The sequence below is a fragment of the Stenotrophomonas beteli genome, from assembly GCF_001431665.1.
Classification (GTDB): domain Bacteria; phylum Pseudomonadota; class Gammaproteobacteria; order Xanthomonadales; family Xanthomonadaceae; genus Stenotrophomonas; species Stenotrophomonas beteli.
The window spans coordinates 97,023-119,238 of record NZ_LLXV01000001.1; the positions used below are offsets into that span (position 1 = coordinate 97,023).

20 protein-coding genes are annotated in these 22,216 nt (G+C 66.3%); 11 read left to right on the forward strand and 9 right to left on the reverse strand.

Translation table 11 applies throughout. The features are described 5' to 3' along the window. Positions 1-155: 155 nt before the first annotated feature. Complete coding sequence (locus tag ARC23_RS00410; RefSeq protein WP_057495387.1) at positions 156-443, reverse strand: hypothetical protein; 288 nt, start codon at positions 441-443, stop codon at positions 156-158. Between the two features lie 130 nt (positions 444-573). Further along, positions 574-1,722 (reverse strand): acyl-CoA dehydrogenase family protein, encoded by a 1,149-nt coding sequence (locus ARC23_RS00415; protein ID WP_057495389.1) that lies wholly within the window; start codon positions 1,720-1,722, stop codon positions 574-576. Between the two features lie 153 nt (positions 1,723-1,875). Between ARC23_RS00415 and ARC23_RS00420 the strand changes: the two genes are divergently transcribed. From ARC23_RS00420 to ARC23_RS00435, 4 genes are all read left to right on the forward strand, one after another. Beyond that, positions 1,876-2,805 carry an ArsR/SmtB family transcription factor gene (locus tag ARC23_RS00420; RefSeq protein ID WP_057495390.1) on the forward strand — a complete coding sequence of 310 codons (930 nt, stop codon included), beginning with the start codon at positions 1,876-1,878 and terminating at the stop codon, positions 2,803-2,805. 13 nt (positions 2,806-2,818) lie between these two features. Then, positions 2,819-3,913 carry a homocysteine S-methyltransferase family protein gene (locus ARC23_RS00425; protein WP_057495391.1) on the forward strand — a complete coding sequence of 365 codons (1,095 nt, stop codon included), beginning with the start codon at positions 2,819-2,821 and terminating at the stop codon, positions 3,911-3,913. Next, positions 3,910-6,594, forward strand: a complete 2,685-nt coding sequence (gene metH / locus ARC23_RS00430; RefSeq protein ID WP_057495393.1) for a methionine synthase — start codon at positions 3,910-3,912, stop codon at positions 6,592-6,594. The genes ARC23_RS00425 and metH overlap by 4 nt, the downstream gene beginning before the upstream one ends. Positions 6,595-6,680: 86 nt before the next feature. Beyond that, the gene (locus ARC23_RS00435) at positions 6,681-7,865 is read left to right on the forward strand and encodes an MFS transporter (protein WP_057495394.1); all 1,185 of its coding nucleotides are present in this window, start codon (positions 6,681-6,683) and stop codon (positions 7,863-7,865) included. Between the two features lies 1 nt (position 7,866). Here ARC23_RS00435 and ARC23_RS00440 read toward each other — a convergent pair whose 3' ends face one another. The 6 genes from ARC23_RS00440 to ARC23_RS00465 all read right to left on the reverse strand — a co-directional run bounded on the left by ARC23_RS00440 (position 7,867) and on the right by ARC23_RS00465 (position 13,945). Next, entirely contained in the window at positions 7,867-9,939 is a 2,073-nt protein-coding gene (locus ARC23_RS00440; protein WP_057495395.1) for an acyltransferase family protein, read from the reverse strand. A gap of 48 nt (positions 9,940-9,987) precedes the next feature. Continuing rightward, on the reverse strand, positions 9,988-10,671 hold the full coding sequence (locus ARC23_RS00445) for a DUF2058 domain-containing protein (protein ID WP_057495396.1): 684 nt from the start codon (positions 10,669-10,671) through the stop codon (positions 9,988-9,990). 10 nt (positions 10,672-10,681) lie between these two features. Continuing rightward, positions 10,682-10,921 carry a SlyX family protein gene (locus ARC23_RS00450; RefSeq protein ID WP_019660397.1) on the reverse strand — a complete coding sequence of 80 codons (240 nt, stop codon included), beginning with the start codon at positions 10,919-10,921 and terminating at the stop codon, positions 10,682-10,684. Next, positions 10,914-12,263, reverse strand: coding sequence for a UDP-glucose dehydrogenase family protein (locus ARC23_RS00455; protein WP_057495398.1), 1,350 nt, complete (start codon positions 12,261-12,263; stop codon positions 10,914-10,916). Before ARC23_RS00455 ends, ARC23_RS00450 begins: the two co-directional genes overlap by 8 nt. A 23-nt stretch (positions 12,264-12,286) precedes the next feature. Further along, positions 12,287-13,264 carry an FKBP-type peptidyl-prolyl cis-trans isomerase N-terminal domain-containing protein gene (locus ARC23_RS00460; RefSeq protein WP_057495399.1) on the reverse strand — a complete coding sequence of 326 codons (978 nt, stop codon included), beginning with the start codon at positions 13,262-13,264 and terminating at the stop codon, positions 12,287-12,289. 96 nt (positions 13,265-13,360) lie between these two features. Continuing rightward, positions 13,361-13,945, reverse strand: coding sequence for a glutathione peroxidase (locus tag ARC23_RS00465; RefSeq protein WP_057495400.1), 585 nt, complete (start codon positions 13,943-13,945; stop codon positions 13,361-13,363). Positions 13,946-14,545: 600 nt separating this feature from the next. Between ARC23_RS00465 and ARC23_RS00470 the strand changes: the two genes are divergently transcribed. The 6 genes from ARC23_RS00470 to ARC23_RS00495 all read left to right on the forward strand — a co-directional run bounded on the left by ARC23_RS00470 (position 14,546) and on the right by ARC23_RS00495 (position 18,884). Further along, positions 14,546-14,905, forward strand: coding sequence for a GntR family transcriptional regulator (locus ARC23_RS00470; RefSeq protein WP_057495401.1), 360 nt, complete (start codon positions 14,546-14,548; stop codon positions 14,903-14,905). Continuing rightward, a complete protein-coding gene (locus ARC23_RS00475; RefSeq protein WP_057495402.1) occupies positions 14,905-15,780 on the forward strand; it encodes an ABC transporter ATP-binding protein in 876 nt (291 codons plus the stop codon). Before ARC23_RS00470 ends, ARC23_RS00475 begins: the two co-directional genes overlap by 1 nt. Then, positions 15,777-16,805, forward strand: coding sequence for an ABC-2 transporter permease (locus ARC23_RS00480; RefSeq protein ID WP_057495403.1), 1,029 nt, complete (start codon positions 15,777-15,779; stop codon positions 16,803-16,805). The genes ARC23_RS00475 and ARC23_RS00480 overlap by 4 nt, the downstream gene beginning before the upstream one ends. 23 nt (positions 16,806-16,828) lie before the next feature. Next, entirely contained in the window at positions 16,829-17,716 is an 888-nt protein-coding gene (locus ARC23_RS00485; RefSeq protein ID WP_057495404.1) for a GIN domain-containing protein, read from the forward strand. Positions 17,717-17,746: 30 nt separating this feature from the next. Beyond that, entirely contained in the window at positions 17,747-18,352 is a 606-nt protein-coding gene (locus ARC23_RS00490; protein ID WP_057495405.1) for a YggN family protein, read from the forward strand. A gap of 106 nt (positions 18,353-18,458) precedes the next feature. Continuing rightward, positions 18,459-18,884, forward strand: coding sequence for a hypothetical protein (locus ARC23_RS00495; protein ID WP_057495406.1), 426 nt, complete (start codon positions 18,459-18,461; stop codon positions 18,882-18,884). 104 nt (positions 18,885-18,988) lie between these two features. On the opposite strand, the gene ARC23_RS00500 is transcribed toward ARC23_RS00495, so the two are convergent. Beyond that, complete coding sequence (locus ARC23_RS00500; protein ID WP_057495407.1) at positions 18,989-20,428, reverse strand: class II fumarate hydratase; 1,440 nt, start codon at positions 20,426-20,428, stop codon at positions 18,989-18,991. A gap of 292 nt (positions 20,429-20,720) precedes the next feature. On the opposite strand from ARC23_RS00500, the gene purB reads away from it, so the two are divergent. Next, the gene (gene purB, locus ARC23_RS00505; RefSeq protein ID WP_057495408.1) at positions 20,721-22,088 is read left to right on the forward strand and encodes an adenylosuccinate lyase; all 1,368 of its coding nucleotides are present in this window, start codon (positions 20,721-20,723) and stop codon (positions 22,086-22,088) included. The last annotated feature ends 128 nt before the right edge of the window (positions 22,089-22,216 follow it).

Here is a 22,216-nt window from a genome sequence, read left to right on the forward strand (position 1 = left end):
TTTTTCTGTTGCCGCTGCGATTGAATGCAGGCCAACCAAGGTTGGCATCTACCAAGGCAAGGGCCTGCCCGCATGCCCACCAAGGTTGGCATCTACCCGAGCAACGGCATGCGCGGTAGCCGCCAACCCGGCGTTGGCGCCCCTCAGGCAACGCTTCAGCGCAGCAGCGCGACCACCGCGCACACTGCCACCAGAACCAGTGCGGCCCACTGCATCGGCACGAAGAAGAAATGATGGGGCGCGACTTCGCCCTTCTGCCGGGGTGCACGGTTGAGCCACAGGCCCAGCAGCACGTTCACCGCCGCGCCAATGCCGGCACCCAGCAACACCTGCGATAGCGGGATGTTGCCCTTGGGGCCTTCGTGCGGGAAGAAATACGCCAGCAGCAGGATCGCTGCGATCGGCGTGACCAGTGTCAGGATTCCCCAACCACGATAGATCATCTGTGCAGACCGTATGAAAACGGCCTGCATTGGAACAGATGCGGCATCGTTCGGCCAAGAGCACAGCGCATCCACGCGTGGCGTGGAGCTACTGGCCACGCCGCCATTACAGCGGCGCGGCCGTTGCGCCTCAGCGCAGCCCGGTCTCGTTGCGCGCGATCACCAGGCGCTGGATTTCCGAGGTACCTTCATAGATCTCGGTGATCTTGGCATCACGGAAATAGCGCTCCAGCGGCATTTCCTTCGAATAGCCCATGCCGCCGTGGATCTGCACCGCCTGGTGGGTGATCCACATCGCCGCCTCCGAAGCGGTCAGCTTGGCGATGGCCGCTTCATTGCTGAATCGCTTGCCCTCGCCCTTCACCCACGCCGCGCGCAGGGTCAGCAGCAGCGCCGCATCCAGCTTGCACTTCATGTCGGCGATCTTGGCCTGGGTCATCTGGAAGGTACCGATGGCCGCGCCGAATGCCTTGCGCTCCTTCACATACTCGATCGTGGCTTCATAGGCCGCGCGGGCAATGCCGATCGCCTGCGAGGCGATGCCGATGCGGCCGGCATCCAGCACGCCCATCGCGATCTTGAAGCCCTCGCCTTCCTGGCCCAGCACATCTTCGGGCTGTGCCACGTAATCGTTGAATTCGATCTCGCAGGTGGCCGAAGCGCGGATGCCCAGCTTCGGCTCGGTCTTGCCGCGACCGAAGCCGGCCTTGTCGGTGTCGATCAGGAAGGCGGTGATGCCGCGCGCGCCCTTGTCCGGCTCGCTCATCGCGAACAGCACGATGTACTTGGCCACCGGGCCGGAGGTGATCCAGCTCTTCTTGCCGTTGATGACGAAGCTGCCATCGGCCTGCTTCACGGCCCGGCAACGCATGGCCGTGGCGTCCGAACCGGACTGCGGCTCGGTCAGCGCGAATGCACCGATGGCCTCGCCCTCGGCGATGGCACGCACGTATTTCTGCTTCTGTGCTTCGCTGCCATGGGTCAGGATGCCATTGCAGAACAGCGAATTGTTCACCGACATGATGGTCGAATGCGCAGCATCACCGGCGGCGACCTCCACCATCGCCAGCACGTACGCAACCGGGTCCATGCCTGCGCCGCCGTATTCGGTCGGCACTTCGATGCCCATCAACCCGTTCTCGCCCAGCAGGCGGATGTTGTCCAACGGGAACTCGCCGGTGCGGTCATGGTGCTCCGCGCTGGGGGCGATCTTCTCCTGCGCGATGCGACGCGCCACGTCCTGCAGCATCAACTGCTCTTCGGTAAAGCTGAAATCCACAACACCCTCCCGGGTACATGAAGTTATGGGCCGCGTACGGTGCGCCCAGGTAGCTCGATTGTACCGGGGCATGAATGGTTCCGTACGCCAGCGACTTGACCCTGGCAGGCCTTCTCGGCGAATATATCTCTATATCGCGATAGGTAGATATTTATGGATCTGGAAGACTGGTCGACCCGCCTGAAGGTGTTCGCCGATGCCACCCGCGTGCGCCTGCTGGCGCTGCTGGAACAGGAAGAGCTGACCGTGGCCGAGCTGTCGGCGATCACCCGGCTGGCGCAGCCACGCGTGTCGACCCACCTGGCGCGCCTGAAGGAAGCCGGGCTGGTCCGCGATCGCCGTGCCGGCGTGTCGGCCTACTACCGCTTCGACGAGGCCCAGCTGGACCCGGCGCAGCGTGCATTGTGGCACGCCTTGAGCAATGGAAGCGACGACCCGCTGCTGCGCCAGGATGCTGAACGGGTGGCCGCCGTGCTGGCCCACCGCGCTTCCGACCAGAACTGGGCCGACAGCGTGGCAGGCGACATGGAACGCCACTATTCCCCGGGCCGCACCTGGGAGGCGCTGGCACGGACCGCCCTGCCGTTGCTGGAAACCGGCGACGTGCTCGACATCGCCTCCGGTGACGGCGTGCTGGCCGAACTGGTCGCCCCGCATGCCAAGCGCTACGTCTGCATTGACACCAGTGCGCGCGTGGTCGCCGCCGCCAGCGAGCGCCTGCGCCGCCTGCCCAACGTGGAAGTGCGCGAGGGCGACATGCACGCGCTGCCGTTCAAGGACCGCAGCTTCGACCTGGTGGTGCTGATGCACGCGCTGACCTACGCCAGCAAGCCGGCGCAGGCGGTCACCGAGGCCGCACGCGTACTGCGTCCCGGCGGCCGGCTGCTGCTGTGCAGCCTGGCGCGCCACGAACACAAGGCTGCAGTCGAGGCGTATGGCCACGTCAACCTCGGCTTCAGCGACAAGGAGCTGCGCAAGTTCGTCGACAAGGCCGGCCTGCAGGTGTCGAGCCTGGAGACGGTCACCCGCGAAAAGCGCCCGCCGCATTTCGAGGTGATCTCGCTGATCGCCAACAAGCCCTGAGCTCGAGACCGCCATGCCCGCCCTGCCCTGGTTGCATCCTGATCGTGCCAATGCCCTGCTCGCCGCCCTGCGCGAGCGGATCCTGATCATCGATGGTGCCATGGGCACCATGATCCAGCGCCACGGGCTGCAGGAGCAGGATTATCGCGGCGAGCGCTTCGCCGGCGGCTACGATCACGCCCATGGACCCGGCTGCGACCACGCCGCGCCCGAGGGTCACGACCTGAAGGGCAACAACGATCTGCTGCTGCTGACCCGCCCGCAGATCGTTGCTGACATCCATACCGCCTATCTGCTGGCCGGCGCCGACCTGGTGGAAACCAACACGTTCAACGCCACCTCCGTGAGCCAGGCCGATTACCACCTGGAACACCTGGTGTATGAGCTGAACAAGGCCGGCGCAGCCGTCGCGCGCGCCTGCTGCGATGCGGTCGAGGCCACCACGCCGGACAAGCCGCGCTTCGTCATCGGTGTGATCGGGCCCACCAGCCGTACCGCCTCGATCAGCCCGGACGTGAACGATCCCGGCTTCCGCAACACCAGCTTCGATGAACTGCGCGATACCTATCGCGAGGCGATCGAAGGCCTGATCGATGGCGGCGCCGACACGCTGATGGTCGAGACCATCTTCGATACGCTCAATGCCAAGGCCGCGCTGTATGCGCTGGAAGAAGCCTTCGATGCACGCGGTGCGCGGCTGCCGGTGATGATCTCCGGCACCATCACCGATGCCTCCGGCCGCACCCTGTCGGGACAGACCGCCGACGCCTTCCACGCCTCGCTGGCGCATTCGCGGCCGCTGTCGATCGGCCTGAACTGCGCGCTCGGCGCCGACGCGATGCGCCCGCATGTGGAGGCCCTGTCGCGCGTGGCCGACTGCCATGTCAGCGCACACCCCAACGCCGGCTTGCCCAATGCCTTTGGCGAATACGACGAAACGCCCGAGGAAATGGCCGCGACGCTGCGCGGCTTCGCCGAGGATGGCCTGCTGAACCTGGTCGGTGGCTGCTGCGGCTCCACCCCCGAGCACATCCGCGCCATCGCCCAGGCCGTCGCTGGCCTGCCACCCCGTCCGCTGCCTGGCGCGCAGGAGCAGCAGGCCGCATGAACACCGCCCCTTACACCCGCCTGTCAGGCCTGGAGCCGCTGGTCATCACTCCGGACCTGCTGTTCGTCAATGTCGGCGAGCGCACCAACGTCACCGGCAGCGCGCAGTTCCGCAAGCTCATCAAGGAAGGCCGCTACGAGGAGGCCGTGGATGTCGCCCGCCAGCAGGTGGCCAGCGGCGCGCAGATCCTCGACGTCAACATGGATGAAGGCCTGATCGATTCGGAGGCAGCGATGACCCGCTACCTCAACCTGATCATGTCCGAGCCGGACATCGCCCGCATCCCGGTGATGGTCGACTCTTCCAAGTGGAGCGTGATCGAGGCCGGGTTGAAGTGCCTGCAGGGCAAGAGCGTGGTCAACTCGATCTCGCTGAAGGAAGGCGAGGCACTTTTCCGCGAGCACGCACGCAAGGTGCTGCGCTACGGCGCGGCCGCGGTGGTGATGGCCTTCGACGAAACCGGCCAGGCCGACACCTGCGCACGCAAGGTGGAAATCTGCACCCGCGCCTACCGCATCCTGGTCGATGAGATCGGCTTCCCGCCGCAGGACATCATCTTCGACCCGAACATCTTCGCCGTCGCCACCGGTATCGAAGAACACGACAACTATGCGGTGGACTTCATCGAAGCCACCCGCATCATCAAGCAGACGCTGCCGCACTGCCATGTCTCCGGTGGCGTGTCCAACGTGTCGTTCTCGTTCCGTGGCAACGAAACGGTGCGCCAGGCCATCCACTCGGTGTTCCTGTACCACGCCATCGCCGCCGGCATGGACATGGGTATCGTCAATGCTGGCGCCATGCCGATCTACGACGAACTGGAACCGGAGCTGCGCGAGCGCGTGGAGGATGTGATCCTCAATCGCCGCAGTGATGCCACCGAGCGCCTGCTGGAGATCGCCGAGCGCTACAAGGGCAGGAAGGGCACGGCCAAGGCCGAAGATCTGGCCTGGCGCGAGAAGCCGGTGGCGCAGCGCCTGGCGCATGCGCTGGTGCATGGCCTGGACGCGTGGGTCGAGGAAGACACCGAGCTGGCCCGGCAGGCTTCCAGCCGCCCGCTGGACGTGATCGAGGGCCCGCTGATGGATGGCATGAACATCGTCGGCGACCTGTTCGGCGCCGGCAAGATGTTCCTGCCGCAGGTGGTGAAATCCGCGCGCGTGATGAAGAAGGCAGTGGCCTACCTGCTGCCTTACATCGAGGCCGAGAAAGCCCGCAGCGGCGATACCGCCAAGAGCAACGGCCGCATCATCATGGCCACGGTGAAGGGCGACGTGCATGACATCGGCAAGAACATCGTCGGCGTGGTCCTGGCCTGCAACAACTTCGACGTCATCGACCTGGGCGTGATGGTGCCCGCACAGAAGATCCTCGACGCCGCGCGCGAGCACCATGCCGACCTGATCGGCCTGTCCGGGCTGATCACCCCCTCGCTGGAAGAAATGAGCCACGTCGCGCGCGAAATGGAGCGCCAGGGTTTCGACCTGCCGCTGCTGATCGGCGGGGCAACCACCTCGCGTGCGCACACGGCCCTGAAGATCGACCCGCACTACAAGGCACCCACGGTGTGGGTGAAGGATGCCTCGCGTGCGGTGGGCGTGGCTCAATCGCTGATCTCGCGTGATCTGCGCGAGGCTTTCGTCGCTGCCAACGAAGCCGACTACGCCGAGATCCGCGCGCGCCATCGCAACCGTGGCGATGCCAAGCGCCTGGTCCCGCTGGAGCACGCACGCGGGCAGAAGTTCCAGGGCGACTGGGCGAACTACACACCGCCGGCCCCCAGGCAGCCGGGCCTGCACGTGTTCGATGACTACCCGCTGGCCGAACTGGTGGACTACATCGACTGGACCCCGTTCTTCCAGGCGTGGGAGCTGGCCGGCAAGTTTCCGGCCATCCTCACCGACGAGATCGTCGGCATCCAGGCCAGCGAACTGTACCGCGACGCGCGCGCGATGCTGGACCGCATCGTCGGCGAGAAGTGGCTGACCGCCAAGGCGGTGTTTGGCCTGTGGCCAGCCAACAGCATCGGCGATGACGTGCGCGTGCAGCATCCGCAGGGCGAGACCACCCTGCACTTCCTGCGCCAGCAGGTGGACAAGCCGGCCGAGCGCCCGGATTTCTGCCTCGCCGATTTCATCGCCCCGGCCGACAGTGGCCGCGACGACTGGATCGGCGCGTTCGCGGTGACCGCCGGCATCGGTATCGACGCGCACGTCGCACGCTTCGAAGCCGAGCATGACGACTACAACGCGATCCTGCTGAAGGCACTGGCCGACCGCCTTGCCGAAGCGCTCGCAGAGCGCCTGCACCAGCGCGTGCGCACCGAATTCTGGGGCTATGACCGTGCCGAGGCGCTGGACAACGAGGCACTGATCGATGAGCAGTACCGCGGCATCCGCCCAGCGCCCGGCTACCCGGCCTGCCCCGAGCACAGCGAGAAGCGCCGCCTGTTCGACCTGCTGCAGGCCGAGGCCAACGCCGGCATGGAGCTGACCGAGAGCTTCGCGATGCTGCCCACTGCGGCGGTGTCGGGCTACTACTTCAGCCACCCGCAGAGCCAGTACTTCGTGGTTGGCCGGCTCAGCCGCGAACAGGTCAGCGATTACGCCCGGCGCAAGGGTGTTGACCGCACACAGGCCGAGCGCTGGCTGGCCTCCAACCTCGACTACGACCCCGAATGACACAAAAAGGGGACGGAGGGGATTAAGTCGTTTATGCATTCGCGACTTAATCCCCTCCGTCCCCTTTTTTGCCTCATCATTCCGCGATGACCGTTCCCGTTGCCCGCCTCTCCAGCTTTTACCTGTTCTACTACGCGGCGCTGGGCGCGTTCACCCCGTACTGGAGCCTGTTCCTGACCGCGCGCGGCATGAGCGTGACCGCGATCAGCGTGATGATGGGCCTGTGGTACGCCACCCGCGTCGTCGCACCCAGTACCTGGACCTCGCTGGCGGCAGCATCGCCACGGCCGATCCGCCTGCTGCGCGTCGGCTGCGTGTTGACACTGCTCAGCTTCGCGGTGTTCCTGCTGCCGCTCCCGCAGCCCTGGATGTACCCGGCCATGGTTGTGTTCTGCTTCTTCTACAACGCGGTGATGCCGCAGTTCGAGTCGATCACCCTCACTCACCTGGGCAACGACAGCCATCGCTACGGGTTGATCCGGGTCTGGGGCTCACTCGGCTTCATCGCCGTGGTCACCCTGTTCGGCTGGCTGATCGAAGGCGATGGCGACAGCAACCACGCCGGCTTGCTGCCCTGGATGATGCTGCCGCTGTTCGCCTTGCTGGTGGCATCGGCCTTCAGCAACCACTATGCGCGCGATATCGGCAGGACCCAGGGCGATGCCAGCGGCTTCTGGCAGATCGTGCGCCGCCCGCCGGTGCTGGCGTTCTTCCTGGCCGCGTTCATGGAGCAGCTGTCATTCGGCCCGTACTACACGTTCTTTTCGGTCTACATGGACCATCATGGTTACCGCACCTCCACCCTCGGCCTGCTGTGGACCATCGGCGTCGTCTTCGAAGTGGGCGTGTTCTTCACCATCGGCCGCTTCTTCCGCCGCTATGACGCCAGTTGGATGCTGTTGATCGCGCTGGTCAGTTCCTGCCTGCGCTGGGCGGTGACCGCCCTGTTCCCCGAAAACCTGCCGGTGATGCTGCTGGCGCAGACCGCGCATGCGCTGGGCTTTGCCGCCTTCTTCGCGGCTGCGATGCAGATGCTGGCCACCTACTTCCCGGGCCGCCTCAATGGTCACGGCCAGGGCCTGCTGTACGGCTTCTCGTCCGGCGTGGGCGGCGTACTGGGCGCACTGATCGCCGGTCAGCTGTGGAAGATCGACGACGGCCGCACGGCCTTCCTGGCCGGCAGCGGCTTCGCCCTGGTCGGCGCCCTGCTCTGCTTCTTCGCGCTGAGCCTGCCGCTGATACGCGCACGCCGGCCCCGCAGCGCACACTGACTCAGCGCTGCAGCACCACCTGCTGCAGCGAAGGCAACAGCACGCGATTGCCCTGCGCACTGAGGTGATCGCCATCGAAGAACAGCGGCCGGCCATCACGCTGTGCCGGGCACAGCCGGTCGTCGCACAGTGCCGGCAACGGATCCCAGAGAACGCCGCCGGGCAGGCCGTCGACCACCTGCCGCAGGCTGCCCAGCATGGGCGCGCGCAGCGTCTCCATCGCCTCGCGCGTGCTGTCCAGGCCATTGCGGCAGACCGTGTTGCGCGCATTGAAGCTGTCCGAACAGCGATACGGTGGCGCCGGCAGCACCGGCTTGGGCGCCTCCAGCACGATGCGCACGCCACGCTCGGCCAGCGGCCTCCACTGCGCGATCGCTTCGGCCACCTCGGCCTCGCGCCCGGCTGCCGCTTCTGCGGTCAGCTCACCGGCCAACTGCGCCTGCGCGTCGAACAGCACGAACTGATCGGACAGGCGCGGAACCCGCAGCGACACCAGCACTACCGCGTCACCCGGTTGCGCACGGCGCGCGATGTCGGCGAACACCGCTGCGTCGAAATCAGCGCAACCGGCACCGGCACCGCGCCACTTCTGAAGGCTCACCTGCGGGCATCCGCCGCGGCCATAGAGGGAGACCTCCGAGCCGGTTTCCAGCGCCAGCCGCTGCAGCAGCTCGATGTAGGCCATCGCATGCGAATCACCGGCTACGAACACCCGCTTCGGCGCGCCCGGAGGCAGCGGACGGTCGCAGTTGCCGCGGGCATAGGTGCGTGCACTGCCTCCCTCGAAGCGATGCTTGCCCACCGCCAGTGCACAGCCGGGATAATCCCCGGCCACGCTTCTGCCATCGGGGTACCAATCGGCTGGATGCCGGCTGACCGTGCTCAACGACAGCCGTGGCGCCTGCTGGTAGAGCAGTGTCTGCAGGCCGGCAACGAGCAGCAGCACCCCTGCGCCGGCCAGCACCCATCGCCCCGGGCGCAGGTGCTGCGCCAACGTGCCACGGAAGGGTTGCTCCACCCAGCGCCACGACGCCCACGACAGCAGCAGTACCAGCGCCATCGCAGCAATCATCTGCGCGGGTGTCTGCAGGCCCACGGTCCAGCGCATCAGCACGAATACCGGCCAGTGCCACAGGTACAGTGAATACGACAGCAGGCCGACACGGCGCATCGGGGCACTGGCCAGCAGGCGCGCCACCCAGGCCTGCGGATGATGATGCAGCGCCCACAGCAGCCCTGCGGTGGCCGAGGCGGGCAGCAGACCATCCGGCCATGGGGAATGCCCCGCGCGCGCGGACCACAGCGCCCACCCCAGCAGGGCCAGCGCCACCATGGCCAGCAGGGAGAACACCGGCGCAGCGCGCTTCAGTGCCTGGCCGGTTGTCGGGTCCAGCGATTCACGCACGTGCAGCAGCTGGAACAGCAGCACGCCCACCCCCAGTTGCCACAGGCGCGTGCTGGTGGCATAGAACGCCCACGGCGGCGGCGCCTCGCGCATGCCCAGCAACGCCGCATGCAGCAGCGACGCCACACTGACCAGCGCAAACAGGCCCAGGCTGATCCAGCGCCCGCGCGCACCGCGCGCCCAGGCCAGGAACAACAGCGGGAAGATCAGATAGAACTGCTCCTCCACCCCCAGCGACCAGGTATGGGTATAGGGATTGAACTCGGCCCTGGGCGCAAAGTAATCATTGCCGATCGCTGCCAGTACCCAGTTGCTGAAGCCGAACAGGGCCATCAGCCCGGTCTTGTCACTGGCCTCGCTGAGCCAGGACTCGGGAATGAACAGCACGCTGGCCAGCGCGGTCAGCAACAGGCAGGTCACCAGGGCGGGCGCGATGCGGCGGATGCGGCGCGCATAGAAGCGCAGCATCGACTGCCCCAGCGGTAGCGGCGGCAACCGGTGCACCGACGCACTGACCACGAAGCCGGAGATGACGAAGAACACGTCCACACCGGTGAACCCACCTGGCAGCCAGGCCGGGTCGAGGTGGAACACGATGACGGCCAGCACGGCAATCGCGCGCAGGCCGTCGATGTGCGGCACATAGCCGCGGCTAGGATCAGCGGTCATCCCTTCCCCCACGGCCGCGATGGCAGCGCGCCCGCGGCGGTCACGCGTTTACCAGACCAGGTCGTCCGGTACCTGGTACTGCGGGTCGGCGTACGGATCTTCCTCGGCCGGCGCATTCGGATCGACCTTCAGCGCCACCGATGCGGCGAACACCGCCTCGGACTGCGCCAGCACCTCGGCGGTCACCAGCAGGTACCGGCCATTGAGCTGGACCACGCCCAGTTCACCGGCATTGAGCGCGGTCAGCTGTTCAGCGGTCACGTAGATTCGCTTGATCTTGCCGCCATACGGGAAGTGGCGGGCAATATCGGCCGCTTCGGCATTCAGGCTCTTGCCCTTCAGCAGTTCTTCCAGCTTGGCCTTGGCCTCGCGGCGAACGCGCGCTTCTTCCTGCTTCAGGCGCTCGGTCTCGATCCGTTCTTCCTTTTCCTTCTGCGCACGGATCGCATAGGCCTTGGCCAGATCCATCTCTTCGGCAGAACGCGGCTTGCGCGGGCCTTGCTGGCCGGGCCCGCGGGACTGCCCGGGCTTGCCTGCACCAGCCTGGCCGTGGCCACCACGGCGCTCGCCAGGCTTGTGTTCGCCCTTGCCGGCGCCCTGCGGCTTTCCATTGCCATTGCCACCCTTGCCCTGCGGGCGGCCATCACGGCGGGGGCCATCATTCTTGCGCTCGGGCTTGGGCGCCGGCTTGAAGCCCAGGCCCATCAGCTGGTCGCGGAGGGTATCGCTCATAGGATTCGGATCAGTAGTGCGGCGGCGGCGGTTCGCTCGCCGGATCGGAAGAATTCAGTGCGTTGCGGACCTTGCCGAGATCTTCCAGCAGCACGCGCAGCACGTCGGCATTGCGCATGCCCTGCATGCGGGCATCGGCCAGCGCATCGCTCAACTCGGCCAGTGCCTGTTCCTGGAAGGACACGCGCATTTCCAGTTCGACCAGGCGCGCTTCCAGCGCCTGCTCGCGTTCGGTGGGCAGATCAGACATGCAGCGAGCGCCCCCGGCCAATGCCGTAGTAGGCCAGCCCGGCGGCTTCAACGTCGGCAGGTTCGTAGAGGTTGCGGCCATCGAACACCACCGCATCCTTGAGCTGCTCGCGCAGCTTCTGGAAATCGGGGCTGCGGAACTGCTTCCACTCGGTCACTACCACCAATGCATCGGCCCCTTCCAGGGCCTCGTTGGCGCTGGCGCAGAACACCAGATCATCACGATCGCCGAAGATGCGCTGCGACTCGTGCATCGCTTCCGGATCGTAGGCGCGCACCGTCGCACCGCCTTCCCACAGCTGCGCCAGCAGGCGGCGGCTGGAGGCTTCGCGCATGTCGTCGGTGTTGGGCTTGAAGGCCAGGCCCCACACGGCGAAGGTCCTGCCGCGCACGCCTTCGTCCTCGCCCTTGTCGTAGTGGCGCTGGATGAGTGCGAACAGGTGGCCCTTCTGTGCATCGTTCACGGCTTCGACCGCGTTCAACAGCTTCGGCTCCAGGCCATACTGCTGCGCGGTGCGCGCCAGCGCCTGCACGTCCTTGGGGAAGCACGAGCCGCCGTAACCTGCACCGGGATAGATGAAGTGCCAACCGATACGTGGATCCGAACCGATGCCCTGGCGGACCTGCTCGACGTCGGCGCCCACGCGCTCGGCGATGTTGGCGATTTCGTTCATGAACGAAATCTTGGTCGCCAGCATGGCGTTGGCCGCGTACTTGGTCAGCTCGGCCGAACGCACGTCCATTTCCACCACGCGGTCGTGGTTGCGGTTGAACGGCGCGTACAGGCGACGCATCACCGCCACCGATTCGGCACTGCTGGCACCGATGATGATGCGGTCCGGGCGCATGCAGTCGGCCACCGCATCGCCTTCCTTCAGGAATTCGGGGTTGGAGACCACGTCGAAGGCGATGTCCGCGCCACGCGCTGCCAGCTCTTCGGCAATGGCGGCACGCACCTTGTCGGCGGTGCCCACCGGCACCGTCGACTTGTTCACCACCACCGTCGGCACGGCCATGTGGCGGCCGATGGTGCGGGCCACGGCCAGCACGTACTGCAGGTCAGCACTCCCGTCCTCGTCCGGCGGCGTGCCGACGGCGATGAACACCACCTGGCCATGGCCGATCGCCAAAGCCGCATCCGTGGTGAACGCCAGCCGCGCGGCCGCGTGATTGGCCTTCACCATCGGTTCCAGGCCCGGCTCGTAGATCGGGATGATGCCCTGGTTGAGGCCGTCCACCTTGGCCTGGTCGATATCGACACAGACCACCTGATGACCGACATCGGCCAGGCAGGTACCAGTCACCAGCCCTACGTAACCGGTACCAAAAATTGCAACGCGCATGTCCGTATTCGCTCCTGGATGACTTACGGCAGAACGCCCAGCAGTTCGACGTCAAACGTCAGCGTGGCGTTCGGGCCGATCGGGCCACCCGGGGTGCCGTTCTCGCCATAGGCCAGTTCGCCCGGGATCCAGAAGCGGTACTTCGAACCGACCGGCATCAGTGCCACGCCTTCGGTCCAGCCCTTGATCACCTGGTCCAGGCCGAACTCGGCCGGCTGGCGGCCGTAGGAGCTGTCGAACACGGTGCCATTGAGCAGCTTGCCTTCGTAGTTGACACGCACCTTGCTGCTCGGCAGCGGACGCTCGCCACTGCCCGGGCGGATCACCTGGTACTGCAGGCCCGACGCGGTGGTCACCACGCCCGGCTGGGTCTTGTTCTTGGCCAGGAACGCATTGCCTTCCTCGCGGTTGGTCTGCGCGGCGGCGGCGGCCTTGGCCTGCATCTCGGCCTGCTTGCTGCCCATGAAGGCCTGGATGGTGGCGGTCGCGTCAGCTTCCGTCATCTTCGGCTGGCCCTTGCTCAGGCCCGTGCTGATTGCGTCAAACAATGCGGCAACATCGATGTCGTCCTTCAGCTGTGCCAGCGACGGACCGACCGAGTAGGAACCGATCATCTGCGAGACCTTGACACGATCGACCTTCGGCGGCTGCGTGCCCGGCGCCACGCCCGGCACCTGCTGGCCGCTGCGTGCCATCACCACCTGGCGCAGCGCAGCGTCGGTGGCCTTGGCCTGTTCCTGGGTGATCTGCGGCTGCAGGCCTTCGAAGGAGCGCTCCACGGCGGTGCGCAGCGCGGCCACGTCGATCTCACCGGCGATCGGGGTGAACGACTTGGCCACGTCCAGGCCGATGGCATAGCCCAGCTTCTGCTTGGGGGAATTCAAGGTTGCGGTCTCCTTGGCGGCTGCCGGGGCAGCCGGTTGTTGCGACAGAGCGACACCCGAAGTGCCCATCGCCAGAATCAGAACCGACGCCGCGGCGCCGCGCATTCCCATCTTCATTCGCTGCATTCCTGGAAGTGTCTGGGCGCCGACGTCGGCGCGAAAAGAACCATTGTCGCACGCATGCCCCCGATGTCGAGGCATCCGTGCCGGATATCAATGCTGGGCGGCGGCCAAAGCCTTGTCGATGGCCGCAGTCAACTGCGGATCGTCGGGCGTCACCTTGCTGGCGAACTGGGCGATGACCTTGCCATCGCGGCCGACCAGGTATTTGTGGAAGTTCCATCCCGGCGCCACGCCGGTGGCTGCGGTCAGCCGCTGGTACAACGGCGTGGCCTGCGCGCCAATCACATGCACCTTCTCGAACATGGGGAACCTGACCCCGTAGGTCAGCGTGCAGAAGTCCTGGATCTGCTTCTCGTCGCCCGGCTCCTGGCCCTTGAAGTCGTTGGACGGAAAACCGAGCACGGCAAAACCCCGGCCGGCATAGCGCTTGTGCAGGGCTTCCAGGCCTTCGTACTGCGGGGTGTAGCCACATTTGCTGGCGGTATTGACCACCAGCAGCACCTGCCCGTGATAACGCTGCTGCAGATTGACCTGCTGCTTGCCCGCCAACGGACGGTACGACAGGTCAAGCAGATCGGCGGCCAGCGCACTGGCCGGACCGGCAACGCCGGCAACCATCAGGGCCAGCAGGGTGAGCCCACGCAGGCGGCGCAGGGAAACGGTCGGCAGAGGCATCAAGGTCAGTCCGTAGTGGCCTTTTACAGGGCCCGACCGGTACGGGCCGGGGATCGGCCGAACTATAGCACCGGGCCTGCACCGCCCCGGCAGGCGCCGTCCGGGCCGGCTTTGCGCGGCATGGCGGCTTTGCCTGCCGGCGCCCGGGCACAGCGCACGAATGACGCGGCCTGGACAATACTGAATGGAAGGACGGCCTTGAGCCTTCCCTGGCGCATTTCTATTTGTATTGAAAAACAATGAGTTGAATGAACATTCCGGTCATATGCCCCCCCCTGCCATCAGTTGGGTCCGGCAAAGGCTTGCACGACGGCGTGCCGGTGTTATAGTTGCATACAACACCAGTCACCTGAGACAGGGGGAAGCCATGAACGCTCGGATTCGTCGCACTCTTGCCGCACCTGCGGTTACGGCCGTTTCGACGCTGCTCGTGCTGGCCTGGCTGGCCATGCCCGCCCCCCCGGCCTCGGCGGACAGTGCGCAGGACGCGACCGTTTCACCAACAGCAACTGCCACCCCCTCCCCCCCGCGTCGGCTGCACAGCTCCCTGTCCATGCCGTATTTCTCGTTCGCACAGCCGCTGACCCCACGGAGCTGAACATGAGCGACATCCAGTGGAGCGACGGCGCTCCGATCTACCGTCAGTTGAAGGAGCGCGTGGTCGCCATGATGCTCGACGGAATCCTCAAGCCGGGCGATGCCCTGCCCTCGGTGCGCCAGGTGGCCGCTGACTATCAACTCAACCCCATCACCGTTTCACGCGCTTACCAGGAACTGGCTGATGAAGGCCTGGTGGAAAAGCGCCGCGGCCTGGGCATGTTCATGACCGAGCAGGCGGCCACGCAGCTGCGCAGTACCGAGCGCGACCGCTTCCTCAACGAAGAGTGGCCGGCCGTACTGGAACGCATCCAGCGGCTGGGCCTGAGCCTCGACGAATTGCTGCCCCAGGGGAATGTCTGATGAACAACTCTGCAAGTGAACCGGTGATCACCGCCCGAGGCCTGCGCAAGGCCTACAAGACCACCGTCGCGCTCGACAACGCCAGTTTCAGCATTCCGAGCGGGCGCATCGTCGGCCTGATCGGTCCCAACGGTGCGGGCAAGACCACCGCGTTGAAGGCCATCCTCGGCCTGACCTCGGTGGAAGGCGAGTTGAGCGTGCTCGGACGTGACCCGCGCCTGCACCGCGATGAGCTGATGAAGGACATCTGCTTCATCGCCGATGTCGCCGTGCTGCCGCGCTGGCTGAAGGTGCGCGAGGCGATCGATTTCGTCGCCGGCGTCCACCCGCGCTTCGACCGCGCCCGCTGCGAGCGCTTCCTGGCCAACACCAAGCTGCAGCCGAAGCAGCGCGTGCGCGAGCTGTCCAAGGGCATGATCGTGCAGCTGCACCTGGCGCTGGTGATGGCCATCGATGCCCGCATCCTGGTGCTGGACGAACCCACCCTGGGCCTGGACATCCTCTACCGCAAGGAGTTCTACCAGCGCCTGCTGGAAGATTACTTCGACGAACAGAAGACCATCATCGTCACCACCCACCAGGTGGAAGAGATCGAGCACATCCTCAGCGATGTGATGTTCATCCGGGATGGCCGCATCGTGCTGGACGCGGAAATGGACGACGTCGGCCAGCGCTACACCGAGCTGCTGGTGAACGCCGACCAGCTGGACACGGCACGCGCCCTGAAGCCGATCGACGAACGCAGCCTGGCGTTCGGCAAGACCGTGATGCTGTTCGATGGTGTGCCGCGCACCCAGCTTTCCACCCTCGGTGAAACCCGCAGCCCGGGCCTGGCCGATCTGTTCGTCGCCATCATGAAGGGGACCTACGCATGAATGCCGTCAACCACCCTGTCGGCCCGATGGGCACCCTGCGCTGGCTGCTCAAGCGCGAGTACTGGGAAAACCGCGGCGGCTTCCTGTATGCCCCGCTGATCGCCGGCCTGATCTCGCTGGTGATGAGTACCGTGGGCATCGCCTTCGGCCTGTTCGCCCTGCACCGTGCCGCCCGCGATGGCGGCCTGCACATCGACGGCGAGGACGTGAACATCAACGGCCTGGACCTGGCCCTGCTGACCCGCGACATCAGCGCCAAGGACCTGACCGATCTCGGCAACGGGCTGGACCTGACGCTGGTACTCAGCTCGGCCTGGCCGTTCCTGGTGCTGGCCTTCGTGGTGTTCTTCTATTGCCTCGGCGCGCTGTACGACGACCGCCGCGACCGCAGCATCCTGTTCTGGAAATCGCTGCCGCTGTCGGACAGCCAGACGGTGCTGTCCAAGCTGCTCAGCGCGCTGATCGTGGCGCCGCTGATCGCCGTGGTGGCCGGCATCATCACCATGTTCGGTTTCATGCTGGTCATCAGCATCGTCGCGCTGATGCACGGTGGCAGCCCGATGACCCTGATCTGGGGCCCGGCCAGCCCGCTGACCCTGGCCGCCGGGCACCTGGCCTGGATTCCGGTCTATGCCCTGTGGGCGCTGCCGACCGCCGGCTGGCTGCTGCTGTGCTCGGCCTGGGCCAAGAGCAAGCCGTTCCTGTGGGCGGTGATGCTGCCGCTGTTTGCCGGCGTCATCGTCAGCACCACCAAGGTCATGCCGCTGGTCGGCCTGAGCACCGGCTGGTTCTGGCAGAACATCGTCGGCCGCCTGCTGCTGAGCGGCGTGCCGGGCATGGACCTGCTGTACCGCCTCAGCGCCGGCGAGGGCGCACGCCGCGACCTGGATTCGGTGGTCAGCCTGATGTCGCCGGCCTCGCAGTTGAAGTCACTGGCCATGCCGGAACTGTGGATCGGTGCCGTCGTCGGCGCACTGTTCATCTTCCTCGCCATCCGCCTGCGCAAGCGCGCCGGCGAGATCTGACCCCATCGCTCTGGAGCCACCCCATGCGTTCCCTGCTCGCTTGTTCTGCGCTGTTGCTGTTGCCACTGTCGGCGCTGGCCGCCGATGCTCCGAACTGCAAGTTCACCGCTGCGCGCGCGTTGAAGCTGGACCTGGCCGGTGCCAGGGCGGTGGTCCTGGAAGTGAACCAGCATGACCTGAAGGTCGTCGCCAGCAAGGGCGGTGGCCAGCTGGATGGCCGGGCCTGTGCCTCCAGCCAGGAATGGCTGGACCAGCTGGTACTGGACCAGCGCCGGGTGGGCGACAAGCTGGTGGTGAGCCTGCGCCGCGAAGGCCGCAGCAGCGGCATCAGCCTGGGCAACAGCTACGCCTGGCTGGACATCCGTGGCAGCGTGCCGGACAACCTGCCGTTGCAGCTCAAGGTCGGCTCCGGTGATGCCAGCGTGGACAACGCGCAGTCGCTGAGCGTGGACGTCGGGTCCGGCGATGCCATCGCCCGCGGCACGCGCGGCAGCATCCATGCGGCCGTGGGCTCGGGTGATCTCGACATCGATGGCGGCAGCTCGCTGAACCTGCTGTCGCTGGGTTCGGGCGATGTCACGGTGCGCAATATCGGTGGCGATGCAAGCACCGGTACGGTGGGCTCGGGCGACCTGAAGATCAGCGATGTGCGCGGCAACGCGCGGCTGGACACGGTCGGCTCGGGCGACATCGAGTTCAAGCGCGTGCAGGGCAACGTGGAGGTCGGCGTGGTCGGCTCCGGCGGCGTCGACCTGGATGACATCGGCGGTAGCGTGCACGTGCGCAGCCACGGCTCGGGCGATATCCGCGTTGACGGCGTGCGCGGCGCGCTCAGCGTCGACCACAGCGGCAGCGGTGATGTGAAGCACCGCAACGTCAGCGGCAAGGTCACCCTGCCGCGCAACAAGTAACCACCATCCAACCGGCTCGAGGGGAATGCCATGAAGCTGTTGCGCCTGCTGCCTGCCACACTGCTGTGCCTGCCGCTGATCGCCTGCGGCGGTACTTCTTCCGCGCCCGACAAGACCGTCGGCAAGAGCGTCGCCGAGGCCACCAGCGGCGTCGGCCAGGCCGTCAAGGAGGCCATGAATGATGCCCGCAAGGACATCACCCAGGGCAACATCAAGATCTCCGCCGACAAGCAGCCGCGTGCGGAGATCACGCCGGATGGCCACCTGCTGATCGACGGCAGGGATGTACCGGCCAACGAAGCCCAGCGCCAACGGCTGCTGGAATATCGCGGCCATGTCGTCGCCATTGCGATGGACGGCATGGATGTCGGCCTGGCCGGCGCCAAGCTCGGCGCCAGCGCGGCCGGAGAGGCACTGAAGGGCATCTTCAGCGGCGACAGCGAAGGTGTCGAGAAGCGGATCAACGCCGAGGCCGAGAAGATCGAGGCACAGGCCAAGCGCATCTGCGACCGCCTGCCGGCGATGTTGTCCAGCCAGCAGGCGTTGGCGCGCGAGCTGCCTGCGTTCAAGCCTTACGCCACGATGGACCAGAGTGACGTCGACGACTGCGGCAAGGACACCGTGGTCCAGCGCTAGGCCTGTGACAGATCAGCGCACCCGGCCGGCAGCGGCGCCTCGCTGCCGGCCGCAGTGCGCCGGCCGGCTTACAATGGCGGCCCCGGACGCCCCCGAACCGAATGCCATGAAGAAGTTGTTCCTGCTGCTGGCCGCCCTGCTCTGCCTGGGCCTGGTCGGCTGTGACAAGGATTACCGCAACCACCGCGCCGAGCGCGGCAAGCCCAAGATTTCCGTCAGCGAAGGCATGGTGACCGTGCGCCGCCCGCCCGCACCGAACATCATCATCCTCGGCGATGGCACGATGAAGGTGGACGAGATCCAGATCCCGCTGGATGACGGCCAGAAGCAGATGCTGCAGACAATGTTCGGCAAGCTGCAGGTGCTGCGCCAGAACACGCTGGTCGCCGCCCCGGCCGATCCCAACATGCAGCCGGTGAAGATCCAGCCGCCGGAGGGCATGGAAGTGATCCCGGCCGACCTGGTCCAGCGCATCCCGGAGTTCAAGGACTACACCGACACCTTCGGCAACATCGTCGCCGACCGTCGCTGAAGGAAAAACGCCGCCCGAGGGCGGCGTTCTTCGTTTCCGTAGAGGCGAGCCATGCTCGACGCCGGAACAACAGTCGAGCATGGCTCGACTCTACAACCGGCCGATCAACCGCCGCCGCCACCGCCTCCAGCCTGGATGCCACCGGCAGTCAGCGCGGCCGGGTCCAGCAGGCGGCGCAGTTCCGCTTCCTGCAGGCCGCTGTCCTCCAGCGCGACGTCCAGCACCGGGCGCTGTTCCTTGTAGGCACGCTTGGCGATGGCTGCCGCCTTCTCATAGCCGATGATCGGGTTCAGTGCCGTGACCAGGATCGGGTTGCGCGCCAGCGCCTCGGCGACACGGTCTTCGCGCACCTTCAGCCCGGCAATCGCGCTGTCGGCCAGCAGCCTGGACACATTGGCCAGCAGGCCGATGCCATCAAGCAGGTTCACTGCGATCAGCGGCAGGGTGACATTGAGCTGGAAGTTGCCGGTCTGCCCGGCCACGGTGATCGCGGTGTGGTGGCCGATCACCTGCGCGCAGGCCATCACCGTCGCTTCGGGGATGACCGGGTTGACCTTGCCCGGCATGATCGAACTGCCCGGCTGCAACGCCGGCAGCTCGATCTCGCCCAGGCCCGCAAGCGGTCCAGCATTCATCCAGCGCAGGTCATTGGCGATCTTGATCAGCGCCACCGCCAGCGCATTGAGCTGGCCCGACAGTTCCACCGCGTCGTCCTGCGCCGCCAACCCTTCAAACTTGTTCTCGGCGCTGTCGAACTTGAAACCGGTCTGCTGCTTGAGCGCCTTGGCCACCTGCGCGCCGAAGCGCGGGTCGGCGTTGATGCCGGTGCCGATGGCCGTGCCACCCAGCGGCAGCCGGCGCACGCGCCTGAGGCTGTCCTCGATGCGCTCCTGCGCCGAAGCCAGCTGTGCCGACCACGCGCCGAACTCCTGCTCGAAGGTCAGCGGCATGGCATCCATCAGATGGGTGCGGCCGGTCTTGACCACCCTGCGCAGGCTGCGGCCCTTCTTGTCCAGGGTCTTGCGCAGGTGCACCAGCGCCGGCAGCAGCTGCTCGTGCGTGGCCAGTACCGCCGACACGCGCAGCGCAGTCGGGATCACGTCATTGGAGCTCTGCCCCTGGTTGACGTGATCGTTGGGGTGCACGGCGGTCCTGCCGGCCTTGCCGGCGCGGTTGGCCAGGGTGGCGATGACCTCGTTGGCATTCATGTTCGACGACGTACCCGAACCGGTCTGGTAGACGTCGATCGGGAACTGCGCGTCCCAGGTGCCGGCGGCCACTTCGGCGGCAGCGGCCTGGATGGCCTTGGCCACGGTCTTCGGCAGGTGGCCGAGCTCGGCGTTGACGCCGGCGGCAGCGCCCTTGACCAGGCCCAGTGCTCGGATGAAACCGCGCGGCATGCGCTGGCCCGAGACCGGGAAATTCTGCACGGCACGCTGGGTCTGCGCGCCCCACAGGGCATCGGCAGGCACCTGCAGCTCGCCCATGCTGTCATGTTCGATCCGGAATCCCGGGGTGGCACCCTTGCTTGCAGCTTTGCTCATTGCATCAACTCCGCACTACTTCAGTTGGGGAAAGGGAAGCGGCGGCTGGCAGGGTGTCGCTTCCCGGGCTGGCGGCTGCGCCAACAATACTCCGTTGCCCGTAGCGTGGGATGACGAGGACGGGCCAGAACGTTCCGTCTGCACGGCCGTATTGTAGGGCCGAGCCCACGCTCGGCTGCCCCCTGGGCGCCGGATTCTCCGAAGCAGCCGAGCGTGGGCTCGGCGCTACAGGGCACGCCGCACCGGCACGTCGTAGAATATCGGCCCCGCCGCTCGTCCCAGCCCTGCCGACATGTCCGATTCCGCCCTGCTCGCCCTGTCCCCGCTCGATGGCCGCTACGCCGGCAAGGTCGACGCCCTGCGCCCGATCTTCTCCGAATATGGCCTGATCAAGGCCCGTATCGTGGTCGAGGTGGAATGGTTGCTGGCGCTGGCCGCCGAGCCGGGCATCGTCGAACTGGCGCCTTTCTCCGACGCCGCCACCGCTCGCCTGCGCGGGCTGGCCGCCGGCTTCAGCCCGGCCCAGGCCGCGCGCGTGAAGGAAATCGAGCGCACCACCAACCATGACGTCAAGGCGGTGGAGTACTTCATCAAGGAACAGCTGAAGGACGACGCCGAGCTGGCCCCGGCGCTGGAATTCGTGCATTTCGCCTGCACCAGCGAAGACATCAACAACCTCAGCTACGGCCTGATGCTGGAGCAGGCCCGCCGCGAAGTGCTGCTGCCGAGCCTGGACGGCATCGCCGCCACCCTGCGCAGCCTGGCACACGCCCAGGCCGCACAGCCGATGCTGTCGCGCACCCACGGCCAGACCGCCTCGCCAACCACCCTGGGCAAGGAGCTGGCCAACGTGGTCGCCCGCCTGGAACGCCAGCGCAGGCAGATCGCCGCGGTCGAGCTGACCGGCAAGATCAACGGCGCGGTGGGCAACTACAACGCCCACGTGGCCAGCTACCCCGACGTGGACTGGCCGGCCTTCGCCGAGCGCTTCGTGACCGGCCTGGGCCTGGTGTTCAACCCGTACACCACGCAGATCGAGCCGCACGACAACATCGCCGAGATCGGCGATGCCGCGCGCCGCGCCAACATCATCCTGATCGACCTGGCCCGCGACATCTGGGGCTACATCTCGCTGGGCTACTTCAAGCAGCGCCTGAAGGAAGGCGAAGTCGGCTCGTCGACGATGCCGCACAAGGTCAACCCGATCGATTTCGAGAATGCCGAAGGCAATTTCGGCATCGCCAACGCCCTGTTCGAGCACTTCAGCGCGAAGCTGCCGATCAGCCGCTGGCAGCGTGACCTGACCGACTCCACCGTGCTGCGTGCACTGGGCACCGCGTTCGGCCACAGCCAGGTGGCGCTGGATTCGCTGGCCAAGGGCCTGGGCAAGCTGGAAGTGAACCCGCAGCGACTGGACGCCGATCTGGACGCGGCCTGGGAAGTGCTGGCCGAAGCCGTACAGACGGTGATGCGCCGCCACGGCCTGCCGAACCCGTACGAGCAGCTGAAGGCGCTGACTCGTGGCCAGGGCATCACCGCCGAGTCGATGCGGGCGTTCGTGGAGACGCTCGCGCTGCCGGAGGACGCCAAGCAGTCGCTGCGTGAGATGACCCCGGGCAGCTACACCGGTCTGGCTGAGGCGCTGGCGAAGAAGATCTAAGGGGTCGTGGAGGCTTGGCAGCCGCATCCATGCGGCTGACACCCCCGCGAACCCAACCCGCCCCACCTTCGACAGGTTCACTCGGCTGTTGGTAGGTGTCGACCTTGGTCGACACATCTATCAGATAT

Excerpts from the sequence above, each read along its gene's own strand:
- ARC23_RS00410 (WP_057495387.1), bottom strand. The coding sequence starts at position 443 with ATGATCTATCGTGGTTGGGGAATCCTGACACTGGTCACGCCGATCGCA.
- ARC23_RS00420 (WP_057495390.1), top strand. The coding sequence starts at position 1,876 with ATGGATCTGGAAGACTGGTCGACCCGCCTGAAGGTGTTCGCCGATGCC.
- ARC23_RS00425 (WP_057495391.1), top strand. The coding sequence starts at position 2,819 with ATGCCCGCCCTGCCCTGGTTGCATCCTGATCGTGCCAATGCCCTGCTC.
- metH (WP_057495393.1), top strand. The coding sequence starts at position 3,910 with ATGAACACCGCCCCTTACACCCGCCTGTCAGGCCTGGAGCCGCTGGTC.
- ARC23_RS00435 (WP_057495394.1), top strand. The coding sequence starts at position 6,681 with ATGACCGTTCCCGTTGCCCGCCTCTCCAGCTTTTACCTGTTCTACTAC.
- ARC23_RS00440 (WP_057495395.1), bottom strand. The coding sequence starts at position 9,939 with ATGACCGCTGATCCTAGCCGCGGCTATGTGCCGCACATCGACGGCCTG.
- ARC23_RS00445 (WP_057495396.1), bottom strand. The coding sequence starts at position 10,671 with ATGAGCGATACCCTCCGCGACCAGCTGATGGGCCTGGGCTTCAAGCCG.
- ARC23_RS00450 (WP_019660397.1), bottom strand. The coding sequence starts at position 10,921 with ATGTCTGATCTGCCCACCGAACGCGAGCAGGCGCTGGAAGCGCGCCTG.
- ARC23_RS00455 (WP_057495398.1), bottom strand. The coding sequence starts at position 12,263 with ATGCGCGTTGCAATTTTTGGTACCGGTTACGTAGGGCTGGTGACTGGT.
- ARC23_RS00460 (WP_057495399.1), bottom strand. The coding sequence starts at position 13,264 with ATGAAGATGGGAATGCGCGGCGCCGCGGCGTCGGTTCTGATTCTGGCG.
- ARC23_RS00465 (WP_057495400.1), bottom strand. The coding sequence starts at position 13,945 with ATGCCTCTGCCGACCGTTTCCCTGCGCCGCCTGCGTGGGCTCACCCTG.
- ARC23_RS00470 (WP_057495401.1), top strand. The coding sequence starts at position 14,546 with ATGAGCGACATCCAGTGGAGCGACGGCGCTCCGATCTACCGTCAGTTG.
- ARC23_RS00475 (WP_057495402.1), top strand. The coding sequence starts at position 14,905 with ATGAACAACTCTGCAAGTGAACCGGTGATCACCGCCCGAGGCCTGCGC.
- ARC23_RS00480 (WP_057495403.1), top strand. The coding sequence starts at position 15,777 with ATGAATGCCGTCAACCACCCTGTCGGCCCGATGGGCACCCTGCGCTGG.
- ARC23_RS00485 (WP_057495404.1), top strand. The coding sequence starts at position 16,829 with ATGCGTTCCCTGCTCGCTTGTTCTGCGCTGTTGCTGTTGCCACTGTCG.
- ARC23_RS00490 (WP_057495405.1), top strand. The coding sequence starts at position 17,747 with ATGAAGCTGTTGCGCCTGCTGCCTGCCACACTGCTGTGCCTGCCGCTG.
- ARC23_RS00495 (WP_057495406.1), top strand. The coding sequence starts at position 18,459 with ATGAAGAAGTTGTTCCTGCTGCTGGCCGCCCTGCTCTGCCTGGGCCTG.
- ARC23_RS00500 (WP_057495407.1), bottom strand. The coding sequence starts at position 20,428 with ATGAGCAAAGCTGCAAGCAAGGGTGCCACCCCGGGATTCCGGATCGAA.
- purB (WP_057495408.1), top strand. The coding sequence starts at position 20,721 with ATGTCCGATTCCGCCCTGCTCGCCCTGTCCCCGCTCGATGGCCGCTAC.